The organism is Blautia segnis, assembly GCF_014287535.1.
GTDB classification, from domain to species: Bacteria; Bacillota; Clostridia; order Lachnospirales; family Lachnospiraceae; genus Blautia_A; species Blautia_A acetigignens.
In genome coordinates this window covers 1-14,715 of record NZ_JACOOT010000016.1, presented here as the reverse complement: position 1 = coordinate 14,715, position 14,715 = coordinate 1, and the positions used below count along the sequence as shown (strand labels likewise).

Here is a 14,715-nt window from a genome sequence, read left to right as displayed (position 1 = left end):
AGATGTGTATAAGAGACAGGTAATATAAGACCATCAAAAGAAAACAAAAGAAAAACAAAAAGATCTAAATCAAAGATCTGAAGGCAAATAAGATACAAGCAGAAAGGAGCTTAGTGATTCCAATGGGAACATAGAATTTCACCCCATCAATATAAGAGAGACAGGAATCGCATTTCCTGCAAGAAGACCTGATACGAATAACGTGTAAACAATCTTTTAGATATCACTTGATCAAGTTGATACTAAGAACCGTATCCAAGGTAATATAGAAGCGATTACTTATATTGAACAACTGTCCACCCCTAATACAAAGATTCAGAACTTGTGTAAAGAAACATTTTCTGAAGGATATAACCCTTATCACAGATAAGAACGATATCTTGAGATCCATATTGATCCATTAGAATATGAATCGAAGCTTTGCATTAGCAGAATATCACAATCGATATTCTGATCAGAAATACATCAGGAACTTCCGCTCATACTTTTCTTTTATAAGAGAGCAATGGACCGGTAAGTGGTTTTGGATTTAACATATTTAAGTTTGAAATTGTTTATAAGAATGATTCAGAGCATGAGAAGTATATCCGGTATTTCTGGAAACGAATTATAATCCGTGAAATTATAATTTAAATCTATGAAACTTCTAAATAAACCGAATGATAAAAATCATATCGTTTATGAGCAGGAAATAAGAGAAGATATTTTAAATAAAAACAGGCAACTGAATATAGAACAACTGAATACAGACCACGTTGACAATTAATTTTGAAAAACGAGGAAAAGACCATTGAATACTGAAGAGTTTTAGGTCGGTCATCATTTGAAACGCAAGTACAAGTGATGACCGACCTTTTTGTCTGTAAGGAAAAATAAAGATATTTTGCAGGGAAACTTAGAAGTGGGGGATTTCCGGCTTGCGAAACAGGAGCGGATATAGTAAGATAACTAAGAATTAACAAGAAAAATACCGCATACCCAAACGGAAAATTATAATTAAATTACAGGAGAAGTTATGGATAAAATAGCAGTATTGGTTCCCTGTTATAACGAGGGGAAAACAATCGAAAAAGTAGTGACAGATTTTAAGAGAGTACTGCCGGAAGCAGTGATCTATGTGTATGACAACAATTCTACAGACGGAACTGCCGAAATCGCAGCGAAAGCCGGTGCAGTTGTCCGTCATGAATATTACCAGGGAAAAGGCAATGTAATACGAAGAATGTTCCAGGAAGTAGATGCAGAGTGCTATCTTATGGTAGACGGAGATGATACCTATCCGGCAGAATCTGCAAGAGAGATGGCAGATAAAGTGCTGGAGAGAAATGTGGACATGGTTGTAGGAGACCGCCTTTCCTCCACCTATTTTGAGGAAAATAAACGCCCATTTCACAATTTTGGAAATTCCATTGTAAGATGGGGAATCAATACATTTTTCAAAAATGATATTAAGGACATTATGACCGGATACCGTGCGTTCAGCTATCGGTTTGTAAAAACATTCCCGGTATTGTCCAAGGGATTTGAGATTGAGACAGAAATGAGCATTCATGCCATTGACAAAAACATGTTTGTGGAGAATGTGGTAATTGATTACAGAGACCGCCCGGAAGGAAGTGTGTCCAAGCTGAATACCTATTCAGACGGTATCAAAGTAATCGGAACTATTGTGCGCCTTTTCCAGACTTATCGTCCTCTTGCGTTCTTTGGAACCGTGGCTGCGATCCTTATGGTGCTGGCCATTGGATTTTTCATTCCGGTGTGGATCACATACGCAGATACAGGAATGGTGCCGAATTTCCCAACTCTGATCGTCTGTGGCTTTGTGGCACTGGCATCCATCCAGTCCTTTTTTGCTGGCCTGATCCTGCAGACCATGTACCGCAAGAACCGTCAGGATTTTGAAATGCAGCTGCACGACTGCTATGCAAGGAAACTGGAGGCAGAAAAGAAAAATTGATTTTGCAGACACGATTTAGAGCCTGTTTGAAAAATCATTCCCGCAATCTGCACGCCTCACTTTGCGGGAGATTTCACCCGAATTCGGTTGTCGTAGCCCGCTACGACGCCCTCATCCGGGTAAAATCTCCCACAAATTGTGACGCACATCTTGCAGAAAGCCTTTTTCAAACACGCTCTAGCCTGGGGAGAAGAAAATGAGAGAAGAAACAATGAAAAATGGCAGGACACTGCTGAAATATATCTTGTATGCAGTAGCACTTGCTGTTCTTGCAGAATTTATGATGACCCTGGATTATCATTCACTTTTGGGTGCACATGGGAATTCAAACCAGCAGCTGACTTTGTCCATGAAAGATGCGGAACTGGTCAACTGTGAGATCAAAGATGGAAAAGTAACAGCTGCAGGGGAGGACCCGCAGCTGATTTTTAAAGATATTAACCAAAGTGTAAGTTCCTTTCAGCTGGGCTTAAAGAGTCTGTCATCCTCTGTGTTGGATGTCCGTGTTTATTATGCCGCTTCAGGCGAGGAATTCTCAGAAGAAAAGAGTGTGGAATTTTCTTATTATGAAAATCAGAGATTTGTTACTTCCGCGATCAATGGAGAAGTGGAATCTCTGAGAGTCGACATCGGGGATCAAGAAGGGGATTCTTACGTTTTTGATGAACTTTGCTTAAACCCGCATACGCTGACCTATCTGAAGCACAGCTTTGCGAATCTGTCAGGCCTTCGGATCTTCCTGTATTTTATAGGAATTTTTCTTCTGTTTCTGGCAGCACAGGATTTTGGCAGATTTTGTGAAATGGCATTTCGTTACCGCTGGGTGATCGGCGCAATCGTAATTGCCTTTTGTACGATTTTGAAGCTGCATGGTTCCTCCATTGGAGTCCTTGGGGAACTTTTGACCGGAAGGGACGTTTCCAGAGTATGGGGAACCTCCAGAAGCATTCGGACAGATGAATATGTAGTGTTTACAGAGATGGCACTGTCACAGGTGAAATCAGGATTCCACTGGTTTTCAGATGTGTGGGGATATACACCTTCCGATATGTTTATTGTATATGGTCAGCCGGTGCTGAACCTGACTACATTGTTCCGCCCGTTTTCTATGGGATATATCCTGTTTGGTGCAGAACGTGGACTGGCATTTTACTGGTCTTCAAGACTTGTGATTTGTTTTCTGGTATCCTTTGAGTTTGGCCGTATTTTTACAAAAGATAAGCGGATGCTTTCCACCGTATACGCGTTTATGATCAGCTTTGCACCGGTGGTGCAGTGGTGGTTTTCCATTAACGAACTGGTAGAAATGCTGATCTTTGGACAGCTGGCGCTGATCATTCTTTATTATTATGTACGCACGGATTCCCTGAAAAGAAAATGCATTATGGTTGTGGGCCTGGTGATCTGTGCAGGCGGCTATATCATGACCTTATATCCGGCGTGGATGATCCCACTGTTTTTCGTTTTCCTTGCATGTGCGCTGGCCATGATCCTGGAGGACCGAAAGCGGATCCACATAAAGAAACAGGATGTACTGCTTTGGGGTGCCGGAATTCTGGTGCTGGCTGTGAGCATGGTTTATATTTTCAGTACTTCTATGGACACAATTACGGCAGAAATGAATACCGTATATCCGGGGGCCCGTACCTATGCCGGATCTATGGGCGATTTTGACAGGCTCTTCAAGAGCTGGAGTTCCTGGCTGTGGTCATTTGGAGATACAGGCAACCCTTGCGAAGAGTCGGATTTCATCAGTCTGTTCCCACTTGGCATGGTTCTTTCTCTGATCGCGTTAGTGAAAAGCAAAAAGAAAGATCTCTGGCTGATCGTTTTAAATGTATTCAATGCATTTCTGATCCTGTTTTTCCTGTTCAGAATGCCGGACCTTATTATAAAGCTGTCTCTTCTTGGACATGCATCTTATCGTCTGTATAATGCCATTGGTTTCCTGAATATTATTCTGCTTCTCAGAAGCCTGGCAGCATCGGAAAAAACAGCCGCAAATTTCAAGCTGTTTCTTCCAGTTGCAATTGTGACTGCCATCATGTCATACTGGGGAAACACAGCATCCATCACGCCTGCATTTAAAGTGATCATTTTGATTTCCGTAATTGGAGTTACCCTGCTGTTGCTTCACTTTGAAAAAAAGGAATACCAGATGGCGTTTGCAGTTCTTATGATTTCTGTAAACCTGGTGGGCGGCGGTCTTGTCAATCCGGTATGCAGCGGCCTTGACAACGTTTATAAGCTTCCTGTGGTACAGCAGATTGAGAAATTGAGTTCCCAGGAAGAAGGTATGTGGGTAGTTACCGGAGACGCATTTATGTATGAAAATCTTCCTACCGTTGTGGGGGCGAAAACATTAAATGCCGTGGCAACCTATCCGGATGAGAAGCTCTGGGAAGATTTGGGACTCAGTGACCAGGATCAGTACTGGAACCGCTACGCACATGTGAGCGTAGAGATCGGTGACGAAACCAAGGTGGGACTTGGAGCAGCGGATGTACTGAAAGTAGAAGTAACAGCAGAGAAGCTGAAAGAGCTTGGCGTAACCTATGTTTTAAGCCTGCAGGATATGGAAGATACCACAGGACTTGAACAGGTTGGAGAAGCCAATAACTTTACGATTTATAAAATTGCATAATATTTATGGCTCTGGAAAATAGAAATGTCATAAGTATTAAGAAGAGGAGCGTATAAAGTGCTGGAGGCAAACGCAGAGAAATACATTCTTTTTGAAGATAAAGACATCATCGTATGCCGCAAGCCTGCCGGGATTGCGGTGCAGAATGCCAGGATTGGGGCGATGGATCTGGAAAGCGGCCTGAAGAATTACCTGGCATCAGCCGGGAATGGGAGACAGATTCCTTATCTGGCGGTGGTTCACAGGCTGGATCAGCCGGTGGAGGGCGTTCTGGTATTCGCCAGGAATCCTAAGGCAGCCAGGAATTTAAGCGCACAGATTACCGCTGGAAAAATGGAAAAAATCTACCTGGCAGTAACCTTTGGAAGACCTGCTGAATATGAAAAAAGTGAGACAGCAAGGAGCACGGAAGCAGATTCAGATGAGATCAGGTCAGGAAAAAAGCATGAACCAAAGATTTTGGAAGACTATCTGAAAAAAGATGGAAAAACCAACACCTCCTCCGTAGTTTCCCCTGGTACTCCCGGTGCCAAAAAGGCCAGACTTTCTTACGAAGTGCTGGACGAAACACAGGATAAGATCAGCGGAAAGCCCAAATGGCTGCTGCGCATTCACCTGGACACCGGACGCCATCACCAGATCCGGGTGCAGATGGCGCATGCAGGAATGCCCCTGGCAGGGGACCGCAAATACGGCTCAGACATCGGAATCCCTATTGGAACCGGGGGGCTGGCCCTATGTGCAGCCAGCCTGACCTTCACCCATCCGGCATTCGGAAAGGTGATGAAATTCCAGACAACACCCCAGTCTCCCGCATTTGACGGCTTCAAAATATGAAAAAATAATGAAAACTATGGACGGCAGACGGAAAACGTGTATAATGTAAAAGCAAGATTAAAATAAGGTTAACCAGGCAATTTAAGTTGCTTTTATAAAAAGACAGATGTTTTAGAGATATAAGGAGTGGACAAAATGAGAAAAGTAGCAGTGATACCTGCTGTTCTTCTGACTGTATTATGCACTTTGAACGGATGTAAAAAAGAAGAAGTTGAGAAAGTAATAGAACCTTTGGTTGCAGACATACAGACTGCAGAGACGTCACAGGAAGCGCAGGAGGAAGAGGACCCGGTTATTCCCGAAATCGATGCCTCCGTGGAAATTCAGCCGGGAGCCCGCATTGCGGTGGTAAGCAAGAGTACAAGCGGTTCCTACTGGAGCCTTGTGAGACAGGGAATGGAACAGGCTGTGGAGGATGTAAATGAGGCATACGGCTTTGGAAAAGATGAACAGATCACTATGACCTTTGAAGGAGCCAGTGATGAGAAGGATGTGTCCAGCCAGGTGAATACCCTGGATGCCGTTATCGCCGAGAATCCAGATGTGCTGTGTATTTCCGCAAGCGATACCAATTCTCTTCAGGCACAGCTTGAATCCGCCAAAGAGAACGGAATCCCGGTTGTGGCATTTGATTCCAGCGTAAGTGACAGCAAGATGGTTCGTGCTTTTCGCGGAACCGATAATAAACGTGTAGGCGAGATCGCTGCATACAGGCTTGCAGTGGCGATCGGCAAGATGGGCAAGGTTGCGGTATTTTCTGCACAGGAGAAGACTCAGAGCATCCAGGAGCGCGTAGAAGGCTTTACCAGCTATATGGAGAACTATCCGGATATTGATGTGGTTGAGATTGTATATCAGGATCAGGTAGACGACATGACTGCTGCTATGCAGGAAGTGCTGGAAAAGAATCCGCAGCTGGAGGGCGTTTTCTGTACCAATGCAGATATTTCCGGCCTTTATCTGGATATGCCGAAGGATGAAACTCAGGATCCGGTTGTGATGGTAGGCGTAGATGCCACAGCCAAGCAGCAGGAAGCCATCCGAAACAGCAAGGAAGTGGGCGTTGTCTCCCAGCAGCCATATGCAATCGGCTATCAGACAATCTGGACTGCACTTTTGACCACAGCGCCGAATAAGAGCGTGGAGATCACCAGAAACCTGCGCATTGATCCGGCCTGGATCGATGCCTCCAATATTGACGATCCTGCCAACAGCGCGTATCTGTATTCCAACTGACTGACAGGAGCCACAGACAAAATATAGAATTCACATAAGAACACAGAACTTACGAAAGAGAAACTGCTTTGTATAGCATGATTTTACCAGAGAATGGGAATGCTGTTACAAGGCAGTTTTTTTATATTTCCGGAGAAATTCGGAAGCACCGCAGAAAAATTTCTGACAAATTTTAGACAAAATCACAGGGTCTGTCTGAATTTTAGTCAATTCTGAAGGATTGTATAGCGACAAAAACAAATAAATTTGCTAGCATATAGTTACTTTTTGAAGTGTGAAAAAATTGACGATATGACAAAAAATACAAGTTGATTTTTAAACAATTTTCACAAATAAAGTTGCCATTCACACGGGAGTGTGTTAAAATCTGTCTATAAAATGAGCTTTAAGCAGGAGGTTTTTATGAAAAAGTGGGGAGATATAATCAGGAATCTGACAATGCTCAGTCAGTTTGGACTGTCCTTTATCACTCCATTGCTTCTGTGCCTTTTGATCTGCTGGTGGCTGACGGCCCATCTGGGAATCGGGGAATGGGTATTTCTTCCCGGCTTCTTTTTTGGTCTGGGAGGATCCTTTACAGTAGCATATAAACTGTACCTGTCCGTAACCAGCCATCAGAGAAAAGAGAAAAAGAAGAATAAAGTTTCATTTAACCGACATCATTAGAAGGGAGACTAATATGAGCAGTATGTTTGCAAATGTGCAGCCCGCAGTGAAGAAAGAGACGAAGAAGGTTGCCATTGGTACATTTATTTGTGTAGCTCTGATGTGGGCTGTATTTGGAATCGGACACGCAGTTATGCCCCAGAAGATTCCGTTTGATTATACAGTGATCTTGGCCGGACTGATCGGCGGGATCGTGGCAGTGCTGAATTTTTTCCTGATGGGAATGACCGTACAGAAGGTGGTTTCCATGGAAGACGATAAGCAGGCTGCCATGAAGATGAAGACAAGCTACAGCCAGAGAATGATGTTTCAGCTTCTCTGGGGAGTTCTTGCAATTGCTGCTCCGTGCTTTCAGTTCGTGGCCGGGCTTCTTCCCCTTCTTTTTCCAAACATTGTGATCAAGACTGTGGGAATCCTGGGCGGTAAGCAGAAGGCATGAAGCAGCGCAGATAATTGTATAAGAAAGATTTTTACAAATTTAAAAATGACAGGAGGTGAGAGTACATGGACATAGAAATAACCGGTGGCAGGATATTCTATACGTTCCCCTTTGACATTCCCATACTGGGGAAATTCCAGATCACGGAAACGCTGTTGGTAAGCTGGGTGGTCATGCTTCTGATCACAGGACTGTGCATCTGGCTGACCCATGACCTGAAGGTGGAAAAGATATCCAAACGGCAGGCAGTTGCCGAGCTTCTGGTAGAGACAGCCAACAAGTTTGTAATCGGAAATATGGGCGAGAAATTCAGCTGCATGATTCCCTTTGTGGCGGCTTTATTTGCTACAAGCGTGGTATCCAACCTGATCAGCCTGATCGGGCTTCGAAGCCCTACGGCAGATCTTTCCACAGAAGCCGCATGGGCAATTGTGGTATTTACCATGATCACGGCACAGAAGATCAAGACCAACGGATTTGGCGGATATCTGAAGGGCTTTACAACCCCGATCAAGATTATGACACCGTTTAATATTCTTTCCGAACTTGCAACGCCCATCAGTATGGCATGCCGACATTTCGGAAATATCCTTTCCGGTGTAGTTATCAACGGTCTGATCTACGCAGCGTTAGCGCTGGCAAGCTCTAAGCTGTTCGGACTGATTCCAGGTATTGTAGGCAGTGTATTGTCGAAGATTCCATTCCTGGATGTTGGTATTCCGGCCATCCTGTCCGTCTATTTTGACTGGTTTTCCGGAATCATGCAGGCATTTATTTTCTGTATGCTGACAGTTATGTACATTGCCAATGCAGCAGAAGAATAATGTCCGCCAGAAAGACAAAGATTTTTGCAGAACAAAAATAAGAGAAATCATAAATAACAGGAGGATTTGACTATGGATTTTACAGTATTGGCAAAAGGTATCGCGCTGGCAGGTTGTGCAATTGGTGCTGGTCTTGCACTGATCGCTGGTATCGGACCTGGTATTGGAGAAGGTAACGCAGTTGCGAAGGCTCTGGAAGCAATCGGACGTCAGCCTGAGTGCAGAAGTGAGGTTACATCTACCATGCTTCTTGGATGTGCTATCGCAGAGACCACAGGTATTTACGGTTTCGTAACTGGTCTGCTTCTGATCTTCGTTGCACCTGGTACCTTCATGAGATTCCTTGGATAATAGGATGTGAATGGTAATTACCACAGGAGGTTAGAAGATGCAGGTACAGGAACTTGTAGGAATTGTGCCGTGGACGTTTGTTGCACAGATCTGCAACCTTTTTATCCAGATGTATCTGGTGAAGAGATTTCTGTTTAAGCCTGTCAATGAAATGCTTCAAAAAAGAAGAGAAATGGCAGATGCCCAGATCCAGGATGCCCAGAAGGCCAAGGAAGAGGCAATCGCCATGAAGACAGAGTATGAGCAGAATATGCAGCAGGCCAAAGAGAAGGCAAGCAGCATTGTGACAGAGGCACAGAAGACAGCTTCACTCCAGAGCGAGGAGATCCTTAAGACCGCAGCCCAGGAGGCGCGGGCCATGAAGGAGAAGGCAGAGAGCGATATTGCCCAGGAGAAGCGCAAGGCTGTCAATGAAGTAAAGAATGAGATTGGCGGCATGGCAATGGAGATTGCCGGCAAGGTGATCGAGCGTGAGATCAAGGAAGAGGATCACGCGAAACTGATCGATGAGTTTATTTCGAATGTAGGTGAGGCATCATGACGCAGATTGCCAGATTATATGGCGGCAGCATGTATGACCTTGCTGCCGAAGAGAAGATCACCGATACTGTGATGGAGCAGATGCAGACCATCCGGCAGCTTTTCGGGGAGAATCCCGACTATGTAAGGCTGCTGTCAGAGCCGTCCATTCCCAAGGAGGAGCGGACGAAGCTTCTGGAAACTGCATTTGGTCAGGAGGCAGAACGGTATCTTGTGAATTTTCTGAAGCTGCTGTGTGAGCGCGGGATCCTTGGAGAGTATGCAGGATGCTGCGAAGAATTTACACGGCGGTATAACGTGGACCACAACATTGCCACTGCAGTGGTGACCAGTGCGGTTGCCCTGACAGAGGAGCAGATGAAGGCGCTGAAGGACAAGCTGGAGAAGCTAAGCGGCAAGACCGTGACTCTTACCCAGAAGACAGACCCCACAGTGCTTGCCGGTCTTCGTGTGGAGCTGGAGGGAAAACAGCTGGACGGAACTGTAAAGAGCCGTCTGGATGGTCTTTCCAGGAAATTAAACGAGCTTATAGTATAAGGATGGATAGAGAAAATGCAGCTTAAACCTGAAGAAATTTCAAAAGTCATCCGCAGTCAGATCAAATATTACGATAACGCCATCAAACAGAATGAGACTGGTACAGTTCTCATGGTAGGCGATGGAATTGCCAGAGCAAGCGGCCTGATCAACTGTATGGCAGGCGAGCTCCTTGAGTTCGAAGATGGCAGCTTCGGAATGGCACAGAATCTGGAAGAGAACAGTGTGTCTATCGTATTATTTGGTGATGATTCCGGTATTGGCGAAGGTCAGACCGTAAAGCGCACCGGAAAGGTTGTATCCGTTCCGGTTGGAGAGGCTATGATCGGGCGAGTTGTAAATGCCCTTGGACAGCCGATTGACGGTGCAGGACCTGTAGCAACAAGCGAGTACAGGGCAATTGAGAGCCCGGCTCCTGGCATCTGTGAGAGACAGGGCGTAAACCAGCCTCTGCAGACAGGCATCAAGGCAATTGATTCCATGGTTCCCATTGGTAGAGGACAGCGTGAGCTGATCATCGGTGACCGTCAGACTGGTAAGACCACTCTGGCAGCAGATACCATCATCAACCAGAAGGGCAAGGATGTGATCTGTATCTACGTTGCCATTGGACAGAAGCGTTCCACCGTATCTTCCATGGTTGAAACACTTAGCAGAAACGGCGCTATGGATTACACCATTGTTGTTGCGGCTACTGCTTCTGAGGCAAGCCCGCTGCAGTACATTGCACCTTATTCCGGATGTGCAATGGGCGAGTATTTTATGCATAAGGGAAAAGACGTTCTCATCATTTATGATGATCTGAGCAAGCATGCGGTTGCCTACCGTGCACTTTCCCTGCTGATCCGCCGTCCGCCGGGACGTGAGGCATACCCTGGAGATGTTTTCTATCTTCATTCCAGACTTCTGGAGCGTGCCGCAAGACTGGACGAGGCACACGGCGGCGGTTCCCTTACTGCCCTCCCGATTATCGAGACGCAGGCAGGAGACGTTTCCGCATATATTCCCACCAACGTTATTTCCATTACAGACGGACAGATCTTCCTGGAGACAGAGCTGTTCCATTCAGGCGTTATGCCGGCTGTAAACCCTGGTATTTCCGTATCACGAGTTGGTGGAAATGCCCAGATCAAGGCAATGAAGAAGGTTGCCGGTACCCTGAAGCTGATTTATTCCCAGTACCGTGAACTGCAGAGCTTTGCCCAGTTTGGATCTGACCTGGATGCAGATACCAAGGCGCGTCTTGAGCAGGGTGCGAGAATTGTGGAGGTTCTGAAGCAGAATCAGAATGCTCCGGTTCCGGTTGAGAAGCAGGTAGCGATTCTTTATGCAGTTACCAAGGGAATCCTTTCCAAGGTGGCGACAGAGGATGTAAGAAGCTACGAGACCGGACTTTATACCTGGATCGACAGTGACCCGCAGGGCGCAGCTGCCATGCAGGAGATCCGTTCCACCGGAGCTTTGTCAGCTGAGACAGAGGCCAAGCTGAAAGCTGCCCTGGAACAGTATACTGAGAATTTTGTAAATACAAGACCTGAGAAATAAATTGTGACGAGGAGGAAACTTTATGGCTGCAAACATGAAAGCGGTAAAGCTGCGTATCAAAAGTGTGCAGAGCACCATGCAGATTACCAAGGCAATGGAACTTGTAGCATCCTCCAAACTGCGTAAAGCCAAGGAAAGGGCTGAAGTATGCCGGCCTTATTTTGAGACCATGCACAAGACTCTGGCGGATATTGCCCAGAGCAATACAGATTTTACCTCTGTGTATGTAAAGGAAGCCGTGAATGAGAAGCGCTGTTATGTGCTGATCGCCGGAGACAGGGGTCTGGCTGGCGGATATAATACCAACCTGTTTAAATGTCTGGAAGCAGCCTCTAAGGACCAGGATTTTGTAGTCCTTCCCATTGGGAAAAAGGCTGTGGAGTATTCGAAGCGCAATGGATTTGTCTGTGTTACAGAAAGCTTCAGTGAGATCGCGGATATTTCCGTGGCAGACTGCTTTGAGATGGCGAATCTGCTCTGTGGGGAATTTAAGAACGGGGAGTTTGGACATATTGATCTTTGCTATACCAAATTTGTTTCCATGCTTTCCCAGCAGCCGGATGCCATTCCGGTACTGCCTTTGGATGACCTGACAGGGGAGAACGATACGAAGGACATCCGGAATCTGATCCTGTATGAGCCGGATGCATCTGAGGTATTTGAAGCCATTGTTCCGGAGTATCTGGCCGGACTGATCTATGGCGCTGTGTGCGAGAGCGTTGCCAGTGAGCTGGCTGCAAGACGTACTGCCATGGAGGCTGCCACAAACAATGCCGAGGAAATGATCGAGAAGCTGAATCTGCATTACAACCGGGCACGTCAGGCAAGCATCACGCAGGAGATCACAGAGATTGTTGGAGGTGCGGAAGGAGTCTGATCCGGCCGCATAAAAAGGACATGTCGCCTGCCGGCGACATCACCATATATGAAAGTCAGCTGTTCCGCGCTGAGCGCTCCCACAGCTGCCGACCGCATTCGTAATCCGGGCAGTCGCCCTACTTACTCATACGGTCTAGCCCATCTGATATCCAAGAATTCGCTCATGCGGAGCATGGCTTATTTTTGGCTGCCGTCTGGGACTTTCATAGTATATGATATAAGGAGACTGCTAAATGAGCGAAAAACACATTGGCGAGGTTGTGCAGGTAATCGGTCCGGTACTGGATATCCGGTTCGGACATGATGAACTGCCTGCACTTCTCAATGCCATCGAAATTGATCATGAAGGCACCAAGCTCACCGCAGAGGTTGCCCAGCAGATCGGGGATAATACAGTGCGCTGCATTGCCATGAATTCCACTGACGGTCTGGTAAGGGGAACCAAGGCTGTGGACACCGGAGAGCCGATCAAGGTTCCGGTTGGAGAAGAGTGCCTGGGAAGAGTATTTAATCTTCTGGGCGATCCGGTAGATAACCTTCCGGCACCAGAGACCAAGGAGCACTGGGCCATCCACCGTCCGGCACCTTCCTATGAAGAGCAGATGCCGGCTACCGAAATCCTGGAGACTGGAATCAAGGTTGTTGACCTGATCTGTCCTTACGCAAAGGGCGGTAAGATCGGTCTGTTCGGAGGTGCTGGTGTTGGCAAAACAGTTCTGATTATGGAGCTGATCCACAATGTTGCCACAGCACATGGCGGACTTTCCGTATTTACAGGTGTTGGAGAGCGTACCCGTGAGGGTAATGACCTTTATAACGAAATGAAGGAGAGCGGCGTTATCGATAAGACCGCATTAGTTTACGGACAGATGAACGAGCCGCCGGGAGCACGTATGCGTGTTGGTCTTTCCGGACTGACGATGGCAGAGTATTTCCGTGATGTGAAGAATCAGGATGTGCTTCTTTTCATTGATAATATTTTCCGTTTTACACAGGCTGGTTCAGAGGTTTCCGCACTTCTTGGACGTATGCCTTCCGCAGTAGGATATCAGCCTACACTGGCTACTGAGATGGGGGCTCTTCAAGAGCGTATTACTTCTACCAGAAAGGGTTCCATTACATCTGTACAGGCTGTTTATGTGCCGGCTGACGACTTAACTGACCCGGCTCCGGCTACCACATTTACCCATCTGGATGCAACCACCGTACTTTCCCGTGAGATTGCCAGCCAGGGTATTTATCCGGCAGTGGATCCGCTTGATTCCACAAGCCGTATCCTTTCACCGGAGGTTGTTGGACAGGAGCATTATGAAATTGCCCGTGCGGTACAGAGAGTTCTGCAGCGTTATAAGGAACTGCAGGATATTATCGCAATCATGGGTATGGATGAGCTTTCTGAGGAGGATAAGCTGACCGTAAGCCGTGCACGTAAGGTACAGCGTTTCCTGTCACAGAGCTTCTCCGTAGCAGAGCAGTTTACCGGTATGCCGGGACAGTATGTTCCGCTCAAAGAGACTCTCCGCGGATTCAAGATGATCCTGAATGGTGAGTGCGACAGCATTCCTGAGAGCTGCTTCCTGTTTACCGGAACTATTGATGATGTTTTCGAGAAAGCAAAAAATAACCAGAACCAGTAAAGGAGGCTGCCTATGAGGACATTTCCCCTTAGAATCGGTACTCCCGACGGCCTGCTTTTCGAGGGAGAGGTGCAGCGCGTAGTCTGCCGCAGCATTACCGGGGACATGGCAATTATGGCAGGACACTGCAATTTCTGTACCGCTCTTGGAATGGGCGAGGCCCATGTGATTCTGGAAGACGGTTCTGTGCGAAGCGCAGCCTGCATTGGCGGTATGCTTACCGTTCTTGATGGAAGCTGCAGCCTTCTTGCAACCACCTGGGAATGGCAGGAGGACATCGACGCCGACCGTGCCGGAGAAGCCAAAGAGCGTGCCCAGGAGAAACTTGCAAAAGGCGGACTTTCCGACAAAGAATACAAAATCGCCGAAGCCAAGCTGCAGAGAGCGCTTGTGAGACTGAGCGTGAAAAGTTAAATAAGAGAAAGTCAGTTGATGACTTTAAAACATTAAACTCCCATCACATAAAAGCGTTGACATAAAAGAGTGGGAGCGTTACAATAACCTGACTTTTGCAGGTAAAGTAGGTTAAAAATGGCCGCAATCCAAGTGTTTATGCTGGATTGCGGCTTCTCTGTTTTGTCATTTTTTCATGGTGTTTTTTCTACTTTTTTGTCTTTGCC

Annotated in this window: 14 protein-coding genes and 2 pseudogenes; 15 read left to right on the top strand and 1 reads right to left on the bottom strand. The window is 46.5% G+C overall.

What is annotated here, in order from left to right; genetic code table 11:
* Nucleotides 1-1,015 precede the first annotated feature (1,015 nt).
* Nucleotides 1,016-1,960: a glycosyltransferase family 2 protein gene (locus tag H8S54_RS07355; RefSeq protein ID WP_021925153.1), complete on the top strand. Its 945-nt coding sequence runs from the start codon at nucleotides 1,016-1,018 to the stop codon at nucleotides 1,958-1,960.
* Here the strand turns inward: H8S54_RS07355 and H8S54_RS18905 are convergent.
* Nucleotides 1,924-2,097, bottom strand: a pseudogene (locus tag H8S54_RS18905) (DUF6783 domain-containing protein). The gene H8S54_RS07355 and the pseudogene H8S54_RS18905 overlap by 37 nt on opposite strands.
* On the opposite strand from H8S54_RS18905, the pseudogene H8S54_RS18900 reads away from it, so the two are divergent.
* The 14 genes and pseudogenes from H8S54_RS18900 to atpC form a co-directional block, all read left to right on the top strand.
* Nucleotides 2,047-2,160 (top strand): annotated as a pseudogene (locus H8S54_RS18900) (DUF6783 domain-containing protein); the annotation flags it as partial. The pseudogenes H8S54_RS18905 and H8S54_RS18900 overlap by 51 nt on opposite strands.
* The gene (locus H8S54_RS07350; RefSeq protein ID WP_186901192.1) at nucleotides 2,157-4,604 is read left to right on the top strand and encodes a DUF7657 domain-containing protein; all 2,448 of its coding nucleotides are present in this window, start codon (nucleotides 2,157-2,159) and stop codon (nucleotides 4,602-4,604) included. The pseudogene H8S54_RS18900 and the gene H8S54_RS07350, both read left to right, overlap by 4 nt.
* Before the next feature lie 57 nt (nucleotides 4,605-4,661).
* Nucleotides 4,662-5,441, top strand: a complete 780-nt coding sequence (locus H8S54_RS07345; protein WP_289046873.1) for an RluA family pseudouridine synthase — start codon at nucleotides 4,662-4,664, stop codon at nucleotides 5,439-5,441.
* A gap of 135 nt (nucleotides 5,442-5,576) precedes the next feature.
* A complete protein-coding gene (locus H8S54_RS07340) occupies nucleotides 5,577-6,677 on the top strand; it encodes a substrate-binding domain-containing protein (RefSeq protein ID WP_186901191.1) in 1,101 nt (366 codons plus the stop codon).
* A 402-nt stretch (nucleotides 6,678-7,079) separates the two neighbouring features.
* The gene (locus H8S54_RS07335; protein WP_021925149.1) at nucleotides 7,080-7,343 is read left to right on the top strand and encodes an AtpZ/AtpI family protein; all 264 of its coding nucleotides are present in this window, start codon (nucleotides 7,080-7,082) and stop codon (nucleotides 7,341-7,343) included.
* Nucleotides 7,344-7,356: 13 nt separating this feature from the next.
* Nucleotides 7,357-7,782, top strand: coding sequence for an ATP synthase subunit I (locus H8S54_RS07330; protein WP_021925148.1), 426 nt, complete (start codon nucleotides 7,357-7,359; stop codon nucleotides 7,780-7,782).
* Nucleotides 7,783-7,847: 65 nt separating this feature from the next.
* Nucleotides 7,848-8,606 carry a F0F1 ATP synthase subunit A gene (locus tag H8S54_RS07325; RefSeq protein WP_021925147.1) on the top strand — a complete coding sequence of 253 codons (759 nt, stop codon included), beginning with the start codon at nucleotides 7,848-7,850 and terminating at the stop codon, nucleotides 8,604-8,606.
* 72 nt (nucleotides 8,607-8,678) lie between these two features.
* A complete protein-coding gene (atpE, locus tag H8S54_RS07320; protein WP_021925146.1) occupies nucleotides 8,679-8,957 on the top strand; it encodes an ATP synthase F0 subunit C in 279 nt (92 codons plus the stop codon).
* A gap of 37 nt (nucleotides 8,958-8,994) precedes the next feature.
* The gene (gene atpF, locus H8S54_RS07315; RefSeq protein ID WP_021925145.1) at nucleotides 8,995-9,498 is read left to right on the top strand and encodes a F0F1 ATP synthase subunit B; all 504 of its coding nucleotides are present in this window, start codon (nucleotides 8,995-8,997) and stop codon (nucleotides 9,496-9,498) included.
* Nucleotides 9,495-10,034, top strand: a complete 540-nt coding sequence (gene atpH / locus H8S54_RS07310; protein WP_021925144.1) for an ATP synthase F1 subunit delta — start codon at nucleotides 9,495-9,497, stop codon at nucleotides 10,032-10,034. The genes atpF and atpH overlap by 4 nt, the downstream gene beginning before the upstream one ends.
* Before the next feature lie 15 nt (nucleotides 10,035-10,049).
* Nucleotides 10,050-11,579 carry a F0F1 ATP synthase subunit alpha gene (atpA, locus tag H8S54_RS07305; RefSeq protein WP_021925143.1) on the top strand — a complete coding sequence of 510 codons (1,530 nt, stop codon included), beginning with the start codon at nucleotides 10,050-10,052 and terminating at the stop codon, nucleotides 11,577-11,579.
* Nucleotides 11,580-11,601: 22 nt separating this feature from the next.
* Nucleotides 11,602-12,456 carry an ATP synthase F1 subunit gamma gene (gene atpG / locus H8S54_RS07300; protein WP_186901190.1) on the top strand — a complete coding sequence of 285 codons (855 nt, stop codon included), beginning with the start codon at nucleotides 11,602-11,604 and terminating at the stop codon, nucleotides 12,454-12,456.
* 235 nt (nucleotides 12,457-12,691) lie between these two features.
* Complete coding sequence (atpD, locus tag H8S54_RS07295) at nucleotides 12,692-14,095, top strand: F0F1 ATP synthase subunit beta (RefSeq protein WP_021925142.1); 1,404 nt, start codon at nucleotides 12,692-12,694, stop codon at nucleotides 14,093-14,095.
* Between the two features lie 12 nt (nucleotides 14,096-14,107).
* On the top strand, nucleotides 14,108-14,509 hold the full coding sequence (atpC, locus tag H8S54_RS07290; RefSeq protein ID WP_021925141.1) for an ATP synthase F1 subunit epsilon: 402 nt from the start codon (nucleotides 14,108-14,110) through the stop codon (nucleotides 14,507-14,509).
* Nucleotides 14,510-14,715 lie beyond the last annotated feature (206 nt).

Excerpts from the sequence above, each read along its gene's own strand:
- atpA (WP_021925143.1), top strand. The coding sequence starts at position 10,050 with ATGCAGCTTAAACCTGAAGAAATTTCAAAAGTCATCCGCAGTCAGATC.
- atpH (WP_021925144.1), top strand. The coding sequence starts at position 9,495 with ATGACGCAGATTGCCAGATTATATGGCGGCAGCATGTATGACCTTGCT.
- H8S54_RS07335 (WP_021925149.1), top strand. The coding sequence starts at position 7,080 with ATGAAAAAGTGGGGAGATATAATCAGGAATCTGACAATGCTCAGTCAG.
- H8S54_RS07330 (WP_021925148.1), top strand. The coding sequence starts at position 7,357 with ATGAGCAGTATGTTTGCAAATGTGCAGCCCGCAGTGAAGAAAGAGACG.
- H8S54_RS07350 (WP_186901192.1), top strand. The coding sequence starts at position 2,157 with ATGAGAGAAGAAACAATGAAAAATGGCAGGACACTGCTGAAATATATC.
- atpF (WP_021925145.1), top strand. The coding sequence starts at position 8,995 with ATGCAGGTACAGGAACTTGTAGGAATTGTGCCGTGGACGTTTGTTGCA.
- H8S54_RS07325 (WP_021925147.1), top strand. The coding sequence starts at position 7,848 with ATGGACATAGAAATAACCGGTGGCAGGATATTCTATACGTTCCCCTTT.
- H8S54_RS07340 (WP_186901191.1), top strand. The coding sequence starts at position 5,577 with ATGAGAAAAGTAGCAGTGATACCTGCTGTTCTTCTGACTGTATTATGC.
- atpC (WP_021925141.1), top strand. The coding sequence starts at position 14,108 with ATGAGGACATTTCCCCTTAGAATCGGTACTCCCGACGGCCTGCTTTTC.
- atpG (WP_186901190.1), top strand. The coding sequence starts at position 11,602 with ATGGCTGCAAACATGAAAGCGGTAAAGCTGCGTATCAAAAGTGTGCAG.
- atpE (WP_021925146.1), top strand. The coding sequence starts at position 8,679 with ATGGATTTTACAGTATTGGCAAAAGGTATCGCGCTGGCAGGTTGTGCA.
- H8S54_RS07355 (WP_021925153.1), top strand. The coding sequence starts at position 1,016 with ATGGATAAAATAGCAGTATTGGTTCCCTGTTATAACGAGGGGAAAACA.
- atpD (WP_021925142.1), top strand. The coding sequence starts at position 12,692 with ATGAGCGAAAAACACATTGGCGAGGTTGTGCAGGTAATCGGTCCGGTA.